Below are 16,006 nucleotides of genomic sequence, written 5' to 3'. Positions count from 1 at the left end.
GGCCCGGGCAGTCGACGTGAGCGTAGTGACGGTTGGCCGTCTCATATTCCACGTGCGCCGTGTTGATCGTGATGCCGCGCGCCTTCTCTTCCGGCGCCGCGTCGATGTCGGCGTAGTTCATCGCCTTGGCGCCGCCGGCCTTCGCCAGCGTCATCGTGATCGCCGCCGTCAGCGTCGTCTTGCCGTGGTCAACGTGACCAATCGTGCCGATGTTGCAGTGCGGCTTCGTGCGTTCGAACTTTTCCTTGGCCATTCTCTTCTCTCCGTCCCCTGAGAGGGGGCGTTCCTTTGGGTTTCAGGGGTTGGGCCGGCCGGCGCGAACGCCGACCGGTCAGTCTCGTAGTCTACTTAGGCGGAGTACTTCTTGATCACTTCGTCGGCGACGTGCTGCGGCACCGGATCGTAGTGGTCGTACTGCATGGTGAACTGGGCGCGGCCCTGCGACATGCCGCGCAGCGTGTTCACATAGCCGAACATGTTGGCCAGCGGCACGAAGGCGTTCACGACGACGGCGTTACCGCGCATGTCCTGACCCTGGATCATGCCGCGACGACCGTTCAGGTCACCGATGACCGAACCCAGATACTCTTCCGGGGTCACGACCTCGACGGCCATGATCGGCTCGAGCAGCTTGGGCGCGCCCTGGGTGCGCAGTTCGCGGAAGGCGGCGCGCGACGCGATTTCGAACGCCAGCACGCTGGAGTCGACGTCGTGGAACTTGCCGTCCGTCAGGGTCGCCTTGAAGTCGATCAGCGGAAAGCCCGCCAGCAGACCGTTTTCCTTGGCCGATTCCAGGCCCTTCTCGACGCCCGGGATGTATTCCTTGGGCACCGCGCCGCCGACGATGGCGGACTCGAAGATGAAGCCCGAACCCGGCTCGCCCGGTTCGAAGGTGATCATGACGCGGGCGAACTGGCCCGTACCGCCGGTCTGCTTCTTGTGGGTGTAGTCGATCTCGGCCTTCTTGCCGAGCGATTCACGGTAGGCGACCTGCGGCGCGCCGATGTTGGCCTCGACCTTGTAGGTGCGCTTCAGGATGTCGATCTTGATGTCCAGGTGCAGCTCGCCCATGCCCTTCAGGATCGTCTGGCCCGACTCGTGGTCGGTCGAGACGGTGAAGGACGGGTCTTCCGACGCCAGCTTGGCCAGGGCGACGCCCAGCTTCTCCTGGTCGGCCTTGGACTTGGGCTCGACGGCGATCTCGATGACCGGGGCCGGGAACTCCATGCGCTCCAGGATGACCGGGGACTTCAGCGGATCGCACAGGGTGTCGCCCGTGCGGGTTTCCTTCAGGCCGGCCAGGGCGACGATGTCGCCGGCGTAGGCTTCCTTGATGTCCTCGCGGTTGTTCGAGTGCATCAGCAGCATGCGGCCGACCCGCTCGCGCTTGTCGCGCGACGAGTTCAGCAGGCCCATGCCCGTCTCCATCTTGCCCGAATAGATGCGGCAGAAGGTGATCGAGCCGACGAACGGGTCGTCCATGATCTTGAACGCCAGGACCGACAGGGGCTCGTCGTCCGACGCCTTGCGGGTGATCGGCTCTTCGGTCTTGAAGTCGATGCCCGGGGTCGGCGGGATGTCCACCGGCGACGGCAGATAGTCGACGACCGCGTCGAGCAGGGGCTGGACGCCCTTGTTCTTGAACGCCGAGCCGCAGAGGATCGGATAGAAGGCGCCGGTCAGCACGGCCTTGCGGATGCACTTCTTGATGGTCTCTTCCGAAGGCTCGTTGCCTTCGAGGTAGGCTTCCATCGCCTCGTCATCCAGCTCGACGGCGTTGTCGATCAGGTACTGGCGGGCGGCCGTGGCCTTTTCCATCAGGTCGTCCGGAATCGGCACGTCCTTGTACGAGGCGCCCAGACCGTCGTTGTCCCAGACCACCCCGGTCATGCGGACCAGGTCGACCAGGCCCTTCAGGTCGCTCTCGGCGCCGATCGGGAACTGGATCGGCACGGCCTTGGCGCCCAGGCGGTCGCGGATCGACTCGACCGACTTGTCGAAGTCGGCGCCGATCTTGTCCATCTTGTTGACGAAGACGATGCGCGGCACGCGGTACTTGTCGGCCTGGCGCCAGACGGTCTCGGTCTGGGGCTCAACGCCGGCGTTGCCGTCCAGAACGGTCACGGCGCCGTCGAGCACGCGCAGCGAACGCTCGACTTCGATGGTGAAGTCCACGTGGCCGGGGGTGTCGATGATGTTCAGGCGCTTGTCGTTCCAGAAGGCGGTCGTCGCGGCCGAGGTGATGGTGATGCCGCGTTCCTGCTCCTGGTCCATCCAGTCCATGGTGGCGGCGCCGTCGTGCACTTCGCCGATCTTGTGCGACTTGCCCGTGTAGAACAGGATCCGCTCGGTCGTCGTCGTCTTGCCCGCGTCGATGTGGGCCATGATGCCGAAGTTGCGATAGTCTTCGATTTTATGCGTGCGGGGCATTGGGGCGTCCCTTTGGGGGCTTGGCAGGACGCCGGAAGCGCCCTCGGATATGTCGGATAAGGCGGCGCGGGCGATTTAGCTCAAAACCGCCCGCGCCGGATAGTCTCAGATCGTCAGCGCCGCGTTCCTATTCAAGGGATGCGACGCTTTGAAGGCGTTACCAGCGGTAGTGGCTGAAGGCGCGGTTGGCTTCGGCCATCTTGTGGGTGTCTTCGCGCTTCTTGACCGCGGTGCCGCGGTTGTTCGAGGCGTCCAGCAGCTCGGCGGCCAGCTTTTCCGTCATGGTGTTTTCGCCACGCTTGCGCGCGGCGTTGACCAGCCAGCGGATGGCCAGGGCGCGACGACGGTCCGGACGGACCTCGACCGGCACCTGATAGGTGGCGCCGCCGACGCGACGCGAACGGACTTCGATCTGCGGGGCGACGTTGTCCAGGGCGGCGTGGAAGGTGGCGACCGGCTCCTGGTCCTTCTTCTTGTCTGCCAGGATGTCGAAGGCGCCGTAGACGATGTTCTCGGCGACGGCCTTCTTACCTTCGTACATGACGTAGTTCATGAACTTGGTGACGATCAGATCACCGAACTTGGGATCCGGCAGGACTTCACGCTTCTGGGCGCGGTGACGACGGGACATGGAATGATCCTCTTAAATCTGTAGGGCGCGCAGGGCTTATTTCGGACGCTTGGCGCCGTAGTGCGAACGGCGCTGCTTGCGGTCCTTGACGCCTTGCGTGTCCAGCACGCCGCGCAGGATGTGGTAACGGACGCCGGGCAAGTCCTTCACGCGGCCGCCGCGGATGAGCACCACGGAGTGCTCCTGCAGGTTGTGGCCTTCGCCGGGGATGTAGCACACGGCTTCGAAGCCCGACTTGGCCAGGCGCACCTTGGCGACCTTACGCAGAGCGGAGTTCGGCTTCTTCGGGGTGGTGGTGTAGACGCGGGTGCAGACGCCGCGACGCTGGGGCGAGCCCTGCAGGGCCGGCACCTTGTTGCGAACCGGCTTGGGCTTGCGCGGCTTGCGGATCAGCTGGTTGATCGTAGGCATGGTCAGGTCTCTCGACTTGTGATGGGGGCGTGTGCCTGTCGGCCGGGGCGCCCCGTGTCCTTCTTTTGAACGGGAGACGATCCCCCGCCCGGGTTGTCATCGAGACCGAAGTCATGACATCGACCTTAGGAGCCGCTCAAACGCAAAAGCCGGAACGCGACGCTGAGGACGTTCCGGCGGGCGCAGCCCGTGAGTTCGATTGTCACGATCTCGATGGACGACCGAAATCGTCCGCCTCGAAAGTGGGCGGCGTTTACCTGTTGGACGCCGGTTGGTCAAGCGGACGCCTACGCGCGAAGCCACGACGCTTTCCGGTCAAGCCCGCGCCCCAATGCGACCATCGTCCTGCCGGCTCATGTGCGGGCGGTCGGGAAGCCGCGTGGGGTGATCGTCTCGAATGGACGTCCGGGAACGGATCAGCGGCATGGTGGTTGGTCAGACAGGCCGGTTGAGCCTTGGTTCGCCGCGTCTGGAACGCCGACACCTGCTGGCTCTGGGCGGGGCGCTTCTGGTTCAGTTCGCGCTCCTCGGTCCCATGATCTGGTCGGGGCTGGGCGGCGACGCCGTTTTTCAGCCGGCGCTGAATGACCAGGAGGCCTGGGTTCTGCCGCTGGACCTGACGCCGCGCCGGGCGCGCCAGCTCCCAACGCCGAGGGCGCCGACAGCGACGCCCCTGCCCGCCCCCTCCCTGCCGGTCGCCTCAAACGTCCAGGCCGCGCCCGTTCGCCCCGAGACGTCGGCTCCGGCGATCGAGAGGGCCGCCCCGGTCGATCCGCGCTGGCGCGTGGCCGTCCCCGGCGCTGCAAGCCCGACGGAGAACCAGAGACAGCCCTGGGGCGGCGACGTCTGTCGCGACCTGTCCAACTTCCGCGCCTGGCAGGCGGCCGGCTGTCGCGAGAGGGGGCCGCCGCCTCGCGTCGAGGCGCGGGGATCACCTCCAGCCGAGATCGCCCGGCCCGAGCCGCGACGCGGCCGCGCGCCGGGCGCGACGGGCGAGGACCAGTTCGCCGCCCAGGCCGCCGCCAACGAGGGATGGCGGGACTACACGCGCGGCGACGGCGCCTATCCGGGTCTGCGCTCGCTGCTGAAGCATCATTGACCGCCACATCGCCGCCATGGTCGCCCCGTCATCTGAAGCGTCACAGCGGCGGGTGCGCATGATTCAGGCGATGGCGGCGGACTGGCGCGGCCCGAAAGGGCGACAGCGCCTGCTGGCCCTGGCGGTCTCGGCCGTCCTGCATGCCGTGCTTCTGGTCCTGATCGGCCTCGGCCTGACACAGGCGCGACGAGACCTCGGAACGGCGGAGCCGCCGCCGATCCTGCTGGAGTTGCAGCCTCGCCCCCTGTTGCCAGGCGAAGTGGCGCGGCGTCCGGTCCGCGCGTCATCGCAGGTCGTGGAGGCCGCGACCGCCACGGCGATTCCGCAGTCCCGCCCGACGCCGGAGGATGAGATTCCCGCGCCGCCGGTTCCGCGTCTGGCCGCGCCGGCGCCCCAGGGCGTGACCGCGCCGACCGGCGCGCCGGCCGCCGGCGCAGCGGCGCCGGACCCGTGGGCCTATCGGCCGGGCGATCGTCGCGCCGCCATGGCCCGCGCCCTGAGGCTGGGCGCCGCCGGATGCCGGACCCTGGACGGAAATCTCTCGGCGCTGGAGCAGCGGCACTGTGACGAACAGTTCAACGCCGCCGCCGCCGAGGCCGCACGGCGCCATCCGCCGGGAGAGCGCCGCCTGACCCCGTCCGAGGCCCGGCGAGAAGCCCAGTTCGCCCGGGAAGGCGCCGCCGCCATCGCCCGCTACGAGCGCCGTCGCGCGCCGCTGGGGCCAGGGGCCGGCGTCTCGGGCGCCTCGCCGGAATGCGTCGGCGGCAACCTGCGCGGCACCTGCCCGGGCGCCCATCTGGCCCCGCATTTCCAGCGCCCGGAGGAGGCGCCGTTCGGCGGATCGGCCCGGCCGAAGTAGCGGTCAGTCGGCCGCGGGGGCGCGGATCAGCCGTCGCCTCATCCGCTGCTCGATCTCGGCCGCCTGATCCTGGAAGCGCTGGTTCGGCCTGCTGCGATACAGGGCCGCGACGAAGGCCCGGTCCCAGTCGGTCAGACGCGCCGCAGGGTCTTCGAACAGGCGCAGGATTGTCGATCGTCCGGAACCGTTCATCCCTGCGGCCGCGCCGGGCGGCATGTCGATCAGGATCACAAAGGCCAGATATTCGGCCAGGGCGTCGCTCGCGATCATATCCAGCTTCTGGGGGTCGACCACGACCATGGCGCGGTCGATGGTCTCCATCGTCGCCACGGTCAGGCGGGAGTTCACGCCGCGGATGCGCGGGGCGCCGTTCACCTCCTCCGCCGACGTGTCCACGGGCGGGCCGTCGGCGCCGGCCGTGCGCGTCCGGTGGCGCCAGCGCACCGGTTGCGACGGGCGCGAAAAACTCGCCTGCTCTGATCGGCCCCGCTCGAAGAAGCGCGCCCGATAGCGTTGGGCGAAGACGGCGGCGAAGCGATCGGCCTCGGCGGCGACCACGACGATGGCGTTGGGCGAGCAGCGCGGCCGTCCGACCGCCACGCCCAGATCCGTGATCGCCCGGGCGACCTTTGCCTGAAGCGCGGTATTGGCGTCCAGCGTCGCGCCGATGACGCGCAGACAGACGGGCGTTTTCCATCGCGCGATCTGGCCTTCGAAACGCCCGAGGCGCGCGGGCTCCAGCAACGGCGAGACGTAGCTCGTGATCGCCCCTTCGGACACGCCGGTGACCACGACGTCATCGACGGTCGTCGGCGATCCCTCCTGGGCGAGAGCGGTCGACGCGACGGAAAGGCCCAGCGCCACGCCCGAAACCGCCGTCCACACCTTCGATCGCGCCATGTTCGAACGCTACGGCGATCTCGGAAGCCAGGCAACGGCGGCGCACCGGCACAGGGTCCATATGGTGTCCGATTTCACCGTGCACCCCGGCGAAGGCCGGGGTCCAGACAGCGAATCCGATCATCAGACGTGCTGACGGGACCTGCCTCCCGGCCTCCCCCTTCATCTGGATCCCGACCTTTGTCGGGATGCACGGCGGTGGGGAGGACTGGGGCGAACACACTCAAGGAAAAGGCGGCCCCGTCGCCGGGGCCGCCCTCTTCGGTCAGGTCAGAACGGTGAGCGCGAGGCTTACTCGCTCTCGGCCAGCTCCAACTGCAGGTCGGCCGGCAGGGGCTCGACCGCATCTTCGCGGGCCTGGGTCAGTTGGGCGTCGCGCTCGTTGGCGATCTTCTGCAGCGAGCGGAGGTAGGCGCCGGTGCCGGCCGGGATCAGACGGCCGACGATGACGTTTTCCTTCAGGCCTTCCAGCGTGTCCTTCTTGCCGTTGACCGAAGCGTCGGTGAGGACGCGGGTGGTCTCCTGGAAGGACGCCGCCGAGATGAAGCTGCGGGTCTGCAGCGACGCCTTGGTGATGCCCAGCAGGACCGGCTGGGTGGTGGCCGGACGGCCGCCGCGCTTCTCGACCTTGGCGTTCTCGAGCGCGGCCTCGGCCACCTCGACCGTGTCGCCACGGATCAGGGTGGTTTCGCCCGAGTCGAGGATCTCGACCTTCTGCAGCATCTGGCGAACGATCACCTCGATGTGCTTGTCGTTGATCGGCACGCCTTGCAGGCGATAGACCTCCTGCACCTCGTTCACCAGATACTCGGCCAGCGCCTCGACGCCCTGGATGCGCAGCAGATCGTGCGGATCCGGGTTGCCGTCGATGATGTAGTCGCCCTTCTGGATCAGATCGCCGTCGTGGACGGAGATGTGCTTGCCCTTGGGGATCAGGAACTCGACCGGTTCGCCCTGGTTGCCGTCCGCGTCCGGCTCCGGGGTGATCTTGATGCGGCGCTTGTTCTTGTAGTCGCGACCGAATTCGACGCGGCCGTCCATCTCGGCGATGACCGCGCAGTCCTTCGGACGACGGGCTTCGAACAGCTCGGCCACCCGCGGCAGACCGCCGGTGATGTCGCGCGTCTTGGCGCCTTCCGTCGGGATACGGGCGATGATCTCGCCCGGCTTCACCTCGTCGCCGTTGGCGACCGAGAGAATGGCCCCCACCGGCAGCAGGTAACGGGCGTCGGAGCCCGAAGCCAGCTTGGCGTAGGCGTCACCGGTGGTGATGCCCATGGCCGGACGCAGGTCCGAACCGCGCGGCGAGGCGCGCCAGTCGATGACGACGCGCTGGGCGATGCCCGTCGCCTCGTCGGTCTCTTCGCGGAACGACAGGCCCTCGGCCAGGTCCTCGAACCGCACCACGCCGCCGACTTCCGTCAGGATCGGGGTGGTGTAGGGGTCCCACTCGGCCAGGCGCTGGTTCTTCTTCACCTCGCCGCCGTCGGCCACGCGCAGGCGCGCGCCATACGGCACCTTGTAGGATTCGCGGTCCTTGCCGTCGACGGTCACGGTGACGACGACGTTGCGGCTCATGGCCACCAGATCGCCGTGCGGCGCCTTGACGGTCGGGCCGACGACCTTGGCCACGCCGGCGTTGGTCGCCTCGTAGAACGAGGTTTCCGCGACCTGGGCGGTGCCGCCGATGTGGAAGGTCCGCATGGTCAGCTGGGTGCCCGGCTCGCCGATCGACTGGGCGGCGATGACGCCGACCGCTTCGCCGATGTTGACGTTGGTGCCGCGCGCCAGGTCACGGCCGTAGCACATGCCGCAGATGCCGGCCTCGGCCTCGCAGGTCAGGGCCGAACGGACCTTCACCGACTGGACGCCGTGCTGTTCGATGACCTCGACCACGTCCTCCACCAGATAGGTGTCGGCGGGGAAAAGGACATTGTCCGTGCCGGGCTCCTTGATGTCCTCGGCCGCATAGCGGCCCAGGACCCGCTGGCCCAGCGAGACCAGCACGTCGCCGCCCTCGACCACGGCGCGCAGGGTGATGCCGCGCGTCGAGCCGCAGTCGTCCTCGGTGACGATCGAGTCCTGCGCAACGTCCACCAGACGGCGGGTCAGGTAACCCGAGTTGGCGGTCTTCAGCGCGGTGTCGGCCAGACCCTTACGGGCGCCGTGGGTCGAGTTGAAGTACTCGAGGACGGTCAGGCCTTCCTTGAAGTTCGACACGATCGGGGTCTCGATGATCTCGCCGGACGGCTTGGCCATCAGGCCGCGCATCCCGCCGAGCTGCTTCATCTGGGCCTGCGAACCGCGGGCGCCGGAGTTGGCCATCATATAGACCGAGTTGATCTCGGCGGTGCGGCCGTCGTCCAGCTTCTTGACCCGGGCGATCTCGGCCATCATCGCGTCAGCGATCTTGTCCGTGGCCTTGGCCCAGGCGTCGACGACCTTGTTGTACTTCTCGCCCTTGGTGATCAGGCCGTCGGCGTACTGTTGCTCGTACTCCTCGACCTGGGTGCGGGTCTCGGCGACCAGGGTCTCCTTCTCGGCGGGGATGACGATGTCGTCCTTGCCGAAGGAAATGCCCGCCTTGGCCGCCTCGCGGAAGCCCAGGCCCATCATCTGGTCGGCGAAGATCACCGTCGCCTTCTGACCGCAGTGGCGATAGACCACGTCGATCAGGTTGCCGATCTCCTTCTTGGTCAGGTTCTTCTCGAGCAGGCGATAGCCGACGTTCGGGTTCTGCGGCAGCAGAGCCGCCAGCTTCATCCGGCCCGGGGTCGAGTCGATGACCTTGGTCACCTGCTCGCCATTGGCGTCCAGTTCGGTCCAGCGCGCCTTGATGCGCGTGTGCAGGGTGACCGCCTTGGCGTCCAGGGCCGCGTCGATCTCGCCCATGTTGGCGAACAGCTTACCCTCGCCCGGCTCGCCGTCCTTGACCAGCGAGATGTAGTAGAGGCCCAGGACGATGTCCTGCGACGGCACGATGATCGGCTTGCCGTTGGCCGGCGACAGGATGTTGTTGGTCGACATCATCAGCACGCGCGCTTCAAGCTGGGCTTCCAGCGAGAGCGGAACGTGGACGGCCATCTGGTCGCCGTCGAAGTCGGCGTTGAAGGCGGTGCAGACCAGCGGGTGCAGGCGGATGGCCTTGCCCTCGATCAGCTTCGGTTCGAACGCCTGGATGCCCAGACGGTGCAGCGTCGGCGCGCGGTTCAGCAGGACCGGGTGCTCGCGGATGACCTCGTCCAGGATGTCCCAGACGGCCGGCTGCTCACGCTCGACCATGCGCTTGGACTGTTTGACGGTGCCCGACAGGCCCTTGGCGTCCAGGCGCGCGTAGATGAACGGCTTGAACAGCTCCAGCGCCATCTTCTTGGGCAGACCGCACTCGTGCAGCTTCAGCTCCGGACCCACGGTGATGACCGAACGGCCCGAATAGTCGACGCGCTTGCCCAGCAGGTTCTGGCGGAAGCGGCCCTGCTTGCCCTTCAGCATGTCGGCGAGCGACTTGAGGGGGCGTTTGTTGGCGCCGGTGATGACCCGGCCGCGACGGCCGTTGTCGAACAGGGCGTCGACCGATTCCTGCAGCATCCGCTTTTCGTTGCGGATGATGATGTCCGGCGCCCGCAGCTCCATCAGGCGCTTCAGGCGGTTGTTCCGGTTGATGACCCGGCGGTACAGGTCGTTCAGGTCGGAGGTGGCGAAGCGGCCGCCGTCCAGCGGCACCAGCGGACGCAGTTCCGGCGGGATGACCGGCACGACGGTCAGGATCATCCACTCGGGCTTGTTGCCGCTCTCGATGAAGGCTTCCAGCAGCTTCAGGCGCTTGGAGGCCTTCTTGGCCTTCATTTCCGAGGGGCTGTCCGCCAGTTCGGCGCGGTGCTTCTCGGCTTCCTGGTGCAGGTCGATGCCCATCAGCAGATTGCGCACGGCCTCGGCGCCGATCTCGGCGGTGAAGCCGTCATCGCCGAACTCGTCCTGGTAGCGGTAGAACTCGTCCTCGGTCAGCAGCTGGTTCTGCTTCAGCGGGGTCAGGCCCGGCTCGGTGACGATGTAGTTCTCGAAATACAGGACGCGCTCGACGTCCTTCAGCGCCATGTCGAGCATCAGGGAGATGCGGCTCGGAAGCGACTTCAGGAACCAGATGTGGGCGACCGGCGAGGCCAGTTCGATGTGGCCCATCCGCTCGCGACGAACGCGGGCCAGGGTGACCTCAACGCCGCACTTCTCGCAGATGATGCCCTTGTACTTCATGCGCTTGTACTTGCCGCACAGGCATTCGTAGTCCTTGGTCGGGCCAAAGATACGGGCGCAGAACAGGCCGTCACGTTCGGGCTTGAACGTGCGGTAGTTGATGGTTTCCGGCTTCTTGATCTCGCCGAACGACCACGACCGGATCTTCTCCGGCGAGGCCAGGGCGATCTTGATCTGGTCGAAGGTCGGGGTGACCGGGACCGGGTTGAAGATGTTCAGGACTTCCTGGTTCATCTTGAGTTCCTTCTGCAGCGGGGGCTGCGAAATAGTTGGGGAGTGGCGAGTGGCGAGTGGTTAGTGGCGAGGGAGGATCGAGGGGCGGCGGCGATTTCTCGCCACTCGCCACTCGTCACTCGCCACTGGTCCCTCAGCTGTTCTCCAACTCCACGTTCAGACCCAGCGAGCGCATTTCCTTCACCAGCACGTTGAAGGACTCGGGGATGCCGGCCTCGAAGCTGTCGTCGCCGCGGACGATGGCCTCGTAGACCTTGGTCCGGCCGGCCACGTCGTCGGACTTCACCGTCAGCATTTCCTGCAGGGTGTAGGCGGCGCCGTAGGCTTCCAGAGCCCAGACCTCCATTTCCCCGAAGCGCTGACCGCCGAACTGCGCCTTGCCGCCCAGCGGCTGCTGGGTGACGAGCGAGTACGGGCCGATGGAGCGGGCGTGGATCTTGTCGTCGACCAGGTGGTGCAGCTTCAGCATGTAGATGTAGCCGACCGTGACCGGGCGCTTGAACTGCTCGCCGGTCTGGCCGTCGAACAGGATCGACTGGGCCGACTTGTTCAGGCCGGCCTCTTCCAGCAGACGCTCGATGTCGCCGATGTGCGCGCCGTCGAAGACCGGGGTCGCGAAGGGCACGCCCTTGGACAGGTTCTTCGCCAGCTCGACCAGCTCTTCCTCATCCTGCGGCAGAGGGGTGTCCTCGCCGTAGATGTGCGTCAGCCGCTCGACCAGGGCCTGCTTCTGACCCCCGTGCTGCCAGGCTTCCAGCAGGTCGGCGATCTGCTTGCCGAGGCCCGCCGACGCCCAACCCAGGTGGGTTTCGAAGATCTGGCCGATGTTCATGCGCGACGGCACGCCCAGCGGGTTCAGAACGATGTCGACGTGGGTGCCGTCCTCCAGGTGCGGCATGTCCTCGATCGGCAGGATCTTGGAGATGACGCCCTTGTTGCCGTGACGGCCGGCCATCTTGTCGCCGGGCTGAAGCTTGCGCTTCACGGCCACGAACACCTTGACCATCTTCATCACGCCCGGAGGCAGTTCGTCGCCGCGCTGCAGCTTCTCGACCTTGTCCTCGAAGCGGCGGTCGAGCGCCTTGCGGGCGTCCTCGAACTGCTTCTTCATGGCCTCGAGCTCGCCCATGGCCTTTTCGTCGTCCAGGGCGATCTGCCACCACAGGCCGCGCGAGATCTCGCCCAGCTTCTCTTCGGTGACGTCGCCGCGGCCCAGGCCCTTCGGACCCGAGGTCGCGTTCTTGCCCAGCAGCAGCGGCTTCAGGCGGCCGTAGACGTTGCGCTCCAGGATCGCCAGTTCGTCGTCGCGGTCCTTGCCCAGGCGTTCGATCTCGTGACGCTCGATGGCCAGGGCGCGTTCGTCCTTGTCCACGCCGTGGCGGTTGAACACGCGCACGTCGACGATCGTGCCGGCCACGCCCGGCGGCAGGCGCAGGGAGGTGTCGCGCACGTCCGAAGCCTTTTCGCCGAAGATGGCGCGCAGCAGCTTCTCTTCCGGGGTCATCGGGCTTTCGCCCTTCGGCGTGACCTTGCCGCACAGGATGTCGCCCGGCTGAACCTCTGCGCCGATCGCCACGATGCCGGCCTCGTCGAGGTTGCGTAGGGCTTCCTCGCCGACGTTCGGGATGTCGCGGGTGATCTCTTCCGGCCCCAGCTTGGTGTCGCGGGCCATGACCTCGAACTCCTCGATGTGGATCGAGGTGAAGACGTCGTCGCGCACGATGCGCTCGGAGATCAGGATCGAGTCTTCGAAGTTGTAGCCGTTCCAGGGCATGAAGGCGACCAGGGCGTTGCGGCCCAGCGCCAGTTCGCCCAGGTCCGTCGACGGGCCGTCGGCGATCACGTCGCCGGCCTTCACCTCGTCGCCCACGCGCACGATCGGACGCTGGTTGATGCAGGTCGACTGGTTGGAACGCTGGAACTTCGACAGACGATAGATGTCGACGCCCGAACGGCCGGCGTCCACGTCGCCCGTGGCGCGAACCACGATGCGGGTGCCGTCGATCTGCTCGACCACGCCTTCGCGACGGGCCACGACCACGGCGCCGGAGTCACGCGCGACCACCGTCTCCATGCCGGTGCCGACCAGCGGCGCGTCGGTCTGGACCAGCGGCACGGCCTGCTTCTGCATGTTGGCGCCCATCAGGGCGCGGTTGGCGTCGTCGTTTTCCAGGAACGGGATCAGGGCGGCGGCGACCGAAACGACCTGTTTCGGCGACACGTCCATCATGTCGACCGCATCCTTGGTCAGCAGTTGGGATTCGCCGTTGACGCGGCCGGGGACCAGGTCCTCGACGATCTGACCGCCCTTCAGCTCGATGTTGGCCTGGGCGATCGTGTACTTCGCCTCTTCCATGGCCGAGATGTAGATCACCTCGTCCTGGGCCTGACCGTCCTTCACGCGACGGTAGGGGCTTTCGATGAAGCCGTACTTGTTGACCCGGGCGTGGGTGGCCAGCGAGTTGATCAGACCGATGTTCGGGCCTTCCGGCGTCTCGATCGGGCAGATGCGGCCATAGTGGGTCGGGTGAACGTCGCGCACCTCGAAGCCGGCGCGCTCACGCGTCAGACCACCCGGCCCAAGCGCCGACAGGCGGCGCTTGTGGGTGATTTCCGACAGCGGGTTGGTCTGGTCCATGAACTGGGACAGCTGCGACGATCCGAAGAACTCGCGCACGGCGGCGGCCGCCGGCTTGGCGTTGATCAGGTCGTGCGGCATGACCGTGTCGATGTCGACCGAGCTCATGCGCTCCTTGATGGCGCGCTCCATCCGCAGCAGGCCGACGCGGTACTGGTTCTCCAGCAGCTCGCCGACCGAGCGGACGCGACGGTTGCCCAGGTTGTCGATGTCGTCGATCTCGCCCTGGCCGTCCTTCAGGCCCACCAGGATCTGCAGGACCTTCAGCACGTCTTCCTTGCGCAGCACGCGGATCTCGTCGGAGACCTCCGGGCTTTCCAGGCGCATGTTCATCTTCACGCGACCCACGGCCGACAGGTCGTAGCGTTCCGGATCGAAGAACAGCGACTGGAACATGGCCTCGGCCGCTTCCGGGGTCGGCGGCTCGCCGGGACGCATCACGCGATAGATGTCGAACAGCGAGTCCTCGCGGCCCGTGTTCTTGTCGACCCGCAGGGTGTTGCGCATGTAGGCGCCGACCGTGACGTGGTCGATGTCCAGCACGTCGATGGTGGTGAAGCCGTTCTCTTCCAGCACCGCGATCGAGGCGGCGTCCAGCTCGTCGCCGGCCTCGGCATAGATCTCGCCGGTCTGATAGTTGACGGCGTCAGCGGCCAGGTAGCGGGTCAGCAGGGCGTCCTGTGCCAGCGACAGCGACTTGACGGTCTCGCCCAGCTTCTTGGCCTGGCGGGCGCTGATCTTGGTCCCGGCGGCGGCCACGACCTCGCCGGTGTCGGCGTCGATCAGGTCGAACTCGGGCTTCACCCCGCGCCAGCGTTCCGGCTTGAAGGGCGTCACCCAGGTGTCGCCGCGCTTCTCGTAGGGGACGGTCTCGTAGAAGGTCCGCAGGATCTCCTCGCCGTCCATGCCCAGGGCGGCCAGGAAGGTCGTGGCCGGCAGCTTCCGGCGACGGTCGATACGGACATAGACGATGTCCTTGGCGTCGAACTCGAAGTCCAGCCACGAACCGCGGTAGGGGATGACGCGGGCGGCGAACAGCAGCTTGCCCGACGAGTGCGTCTTGCCCTTGTCGTGGTCGAAGAAGACGCCCGGCGAACGGTGCATCTGCGAGACAATCACGCGCTCGGTGCCGTTGACGATGAAGGTGCCCTTGTCCGTCATGAGCGGGATGTCGCCCATGTAGACGTCCTGCTCCTTGATGTCCTTGACCGAGCGGGCGCCGGTTTCCTCATCGGCCTCGAACACGATCAGGCGCAGTTTGACCTTCAGCGGCGCGGCATAGGTCATGTCGCGCTGGATGCATTCCTCGACGTCGTACTTGGGCTCCTCGAACTCGTAGGAGACGTATTCCAGAACGGCGCGCTCGTTGAAGTCCTTGATCGGGAAGACCGACTTGAACACCGCCTCGACGCCCTCGTCGCGACGCTGGCCCGGACGGACCTCGCGCTGCAGGAACTGTTCGTAGGAGGCGCGCTGAACCTCGATCAGGTTCGGCATCGCCACGGCCTCGGGGATGCGGCCGAAGGACTTGCGGATGCGCTTCTTGCCGGTGAAGGTCGTGGCGGACGCGATCTGACCGTTGATGGCGAGACCGTTCGTGACGTCAGTCATTCTGTTTTCCCAATGGCGCCGAGGGGAGACCCGGCGCGTCAAATGCGGCGGCACGACATGCCTTCCGGCATCCCGCGCAAAGTGTGTCGGCGCCCGCCCTGTCGGCCCGTGCGAGGGCCAGGACGCCTGCAATGTCCGGCTCCCTTGGGAAGGAGCCGCGCCTTCGCTCCGGTCAGAGGGCGACAGACCGGGCCTCGGCGCTTTCGCGCAGACTCATGGAAGAGTGTGATGCGGAACGGGCTCATATACTCGCTTTGACGGCGAAATAAAGACCTTCGAACGCAAATCCGCGAACGACGCGTCAGGAACCGTGGGTGGGGTCAATCTGCCTGGCCGCTAGGCTGTTCCGACACGTCCGGAGCCCCGCCATGCGCCTCATCGCCGCTGTCAGCCTCATTTCGGCCCTCGCCTGCGGGGCTCCGGCCTCGGCCCAGACCAACTACGCTCGCCCCTTGCCGGACGGCCGGACCGTCACCCTGCCGACGACCCTCCCAGGTTGTCAGGCGCCGCAGGAGAACGCCGCCAACACCCAGGCCCTGCTGCTGCGCTTCGCCTGCTCGGCGCCGGAAGTCGGATGGACGCAGATTGTCGTCATCACCCGGCCGATGACCCAGGCGCCGCGCGAGGCGCTTGAAGCCCAGGCCGCCAAGTGGTGGAGCGATTTCGCCACCTGGCCGGCGGAGCAGAAGGCCGCCATGCTGACGCGCCAGACCAAGATTTTCGCAGGCGGGATGCAGGCTGAGTTCCACTGCATGCACCGGGACAATGTGGCGGCCCTGAATGGCGACGCCGCCTGCATCCTGGACACGCCGACCCTGCAGGTGGTCATCGAGGCCCAGTCCAGCATGGCCTCGACAGCCGACGATCTCATCGATCTGGTATTGGCGGCCACAACCGTCCGTTAGCGCCCCCTCCTACCGAGCATTCCGGCGCAGGCCGGAA

At 66.8% G+C, this 16,006-nt stretch carries 10 protein-coding genes; 3 read left to right on the top strand and 7 right to left on the bottom strand.

Features of this window, described 5'->3' with window-relative positions; genetic code table 11:
- The 4 genes from ACO2Q1_RS15440 to rpsL form a co-directional block, all read right to left on the bottom strand.
- The coding region (locus ACO2Q1_RS15440) for a GTP-binding protein (protein ID WP_423330375.1) at positions 1 to 253 on the bottom strand (253 nt) is incomplete at its 3' end.
- Between the two features lie 95 nt (positions 254 to 348).
- Positions 349 to 2,430 carry an elongation factor G gene (gene fusA, locus ACO2Q1_RS15435; protein WP_423330374.1) on the bottom strand — a complete coding sequence of 694 codons (2,082 nt, stop codon included), beginning with the start codon at positions 2,428 to 2,430 and terminating at the stop codon, positions 349 to 351.
- 157 nt (positions 2,431 to 2,587) lie between these two features.
- Entirely contained in the window at positions 2,588 to 3,061 is a 474-nt protein-coding gene (gene rpsG, locus ACO2Q1_RS15430) for a 30S ribosomal protein S7 (protein ID WP_423330373.1), read from the bottom strand.
- 36 nt (positions 3,062 to 3,097) lie between these two features.
- Entirely contained in the window at positions 3,098 to 3,472 is a 375-nt protein-coding gene (rpsL, locus tag ACO2Q1_RS15425; protein ID WP_423330372.1) for a 30S ribosomal protein S12, read from the bottom strand.
- A 397-nt stretch (positions 3,473 to 3,869) separates the two neighbouring features.
- Here rpsL and ACO2Q1_RS15420 point away from each other — a divergent pair, with 397 nt between their 5' ends.
- Positions 3,870 to 4,571: a hypothetical protein gene (locus ACO2Q1_RS15420; RefSeq protein ID WP_423330371.1), complete on the top strand. Its 702-nt coding sequence runs from the start codon at positions 3,870 to 3,872 to the stop codon at positions 4,569 to 4,571.
- 58 nt (positions 4,572 to 4,629) lie between these two features.
- Positions 4,630 to 5,430 (top strand): hypothetical protein, encoded by an 801-nt coding sequence (locus tag ACO2Q1_RS15415; protein ID WP_423330370.1) that lies wholly within the window; start codon positions 4,630 to 4,632, stop codon positions 5,428 to 5,430.
- 3 nt (positions 5,431 to 5,433) lie between these two features.
- Here ACO2Q1_RS15415 and ACO2Q1_RS15410 read toward each other — a convergent pair whose 3' ends face one another.
- From ACO2Q1_RS15410 to rpoB, 3 genes are all read right to left on the bottom strand, one after another.
- Complete coding sequence (locus tag ACO2Q1_RS15410; protein ID WP_423330369.1) at positions 5,434 to 6,330, bottom strand: hypothetical protein; 897 nt, start codon at positions 6,328 to 6,330, stop codon at positions 5,434 to 5,436.
- Between the two features lie 291 nt (positions 6,331 to 6,621).
- Entirely contained in the window at positions 6,622 to 10,815 is a 4,194-nt protein-coding gene (gene rpoC, locus ACO2Q1_RS15405) for a DNA-directed RNA polymerase subunit beta' (protein WP_423330368.1), read from the bottom strand.
- A gap of 133 nt (positions 10,816 to 10,948) precedes the next feature.
- The gene (gene rpoB / locus ACO2Q1_RS15400) at positions 10,949 to 15,064 is read right to left on the bottom strand and encodes a DNA-directed RNA polymerase subunit beta (RefSeq protein ID WP_423330367.1); all 4,116 of its coding nucleotides are present in this window, start codon (positions 15,062 to 15,064) and stop codon (positions 10,949 to 10,951) included.
- A 368-nt stretch (positions 15,065 to 15,432) separates the two neighbouring features.
- On the opposite strand from rpoB, the gene ACO2Q1_RS15395 reads away from it, so the two are divergent.
- The gene (locus tag ACO2Q1_RS15395; RefSeq protein ID WP_423330366.1) at positions 15,433 to 15,969 is read left to right on the top strand and encodes a hypothetical protein; all 537 of its coding nucleotides are present in this window, start codon (positions 15,433 to 15,435) and stop codon (positions 15,967 to 15,969) included.
- Positions 15,970 to 16,006 lie beyond the last annotated feature (37 nt).

The sequence above is a fragment of the Brevundimonas sp. VNH65 genome (genome assembly GCF_049445955.1).
Classification (GTDB): domain Bacteria; phylum Pseudomonadota; class Alphaproteobacteria; order Caulobacterales; family Caulobacteraceae; genus Brevundimonas.
The sequence above is the reverse complement of the archived record's forward strand: the minus strand, read 5'-3'. Positions and strand labels throughout refer to the sequence as shown.

Bases quoted from the DNA above. Each gene is read 5' to 3' on its own strand.
- ACO2Q1_RS15420 (WP_423330371.1), top strand. From the start codon at position 3,870: ATGGACGTCCGGGAACGGATCAGCGGCATGGTGGTTGGTCAGACAGGC.
- rpsL (WP_423330372.1), bottom strand. From the start codon at position 3,472: ATGCCTACGATCAACCAGCTGATCCGCAAGCCGCGCAAGCCCAAGCCG.
- ACO2Q1_RS15415 (WP_423330370.1), top strand. From the start codon at position 4,630: ATGATTCAGGCGATGGCGGCGGACTGGCGCGGCCCGAAAGGGCGACAG.
- rpoC (WP_423330368.1), bottom strand. From the start codon at position 10,815: ATGAACCAGGAAGTCCTGAACATCTTCAACCCGGTCCCGGTCACCCCG.
- rpsG (WP_423330373.1), bottom strand. From the start codon at position 3,061: ATGTCCCGTCGTCACCGCGCCCAGAAGCGTGAAGTCCTGCCGGATCCC.
- fusA (WP_423330374.1), bottom strand. From the start codon at position 2,430: ATGCCCCGCACGCATAAAATCGAAGACTATCGCAACTTCGGCATCATG.
- rpoB (WP_423330367.1), bottom strand. From the start codon at position 15,064: ATGACTGACGTCACGAACGGTCTCGCCATCAACGGTCAGATCGCGTCC.
- ACO2Q1_RS15410 (WP_423330369.1), bottom strand. From the start codon at position 6,330: ATGGCGCGATCGAAGGTGTGGACGGCGGTTTCGGGCGTGGCGCTGGGC.
- ACO2Q1_RS15395 (WP_423330366.1), top strand. From the start codon at position 15,433: ATGCGCCTCATCGCCGCTGTCAGCCTCATTTCGGCCCTCGCCTGCGGG.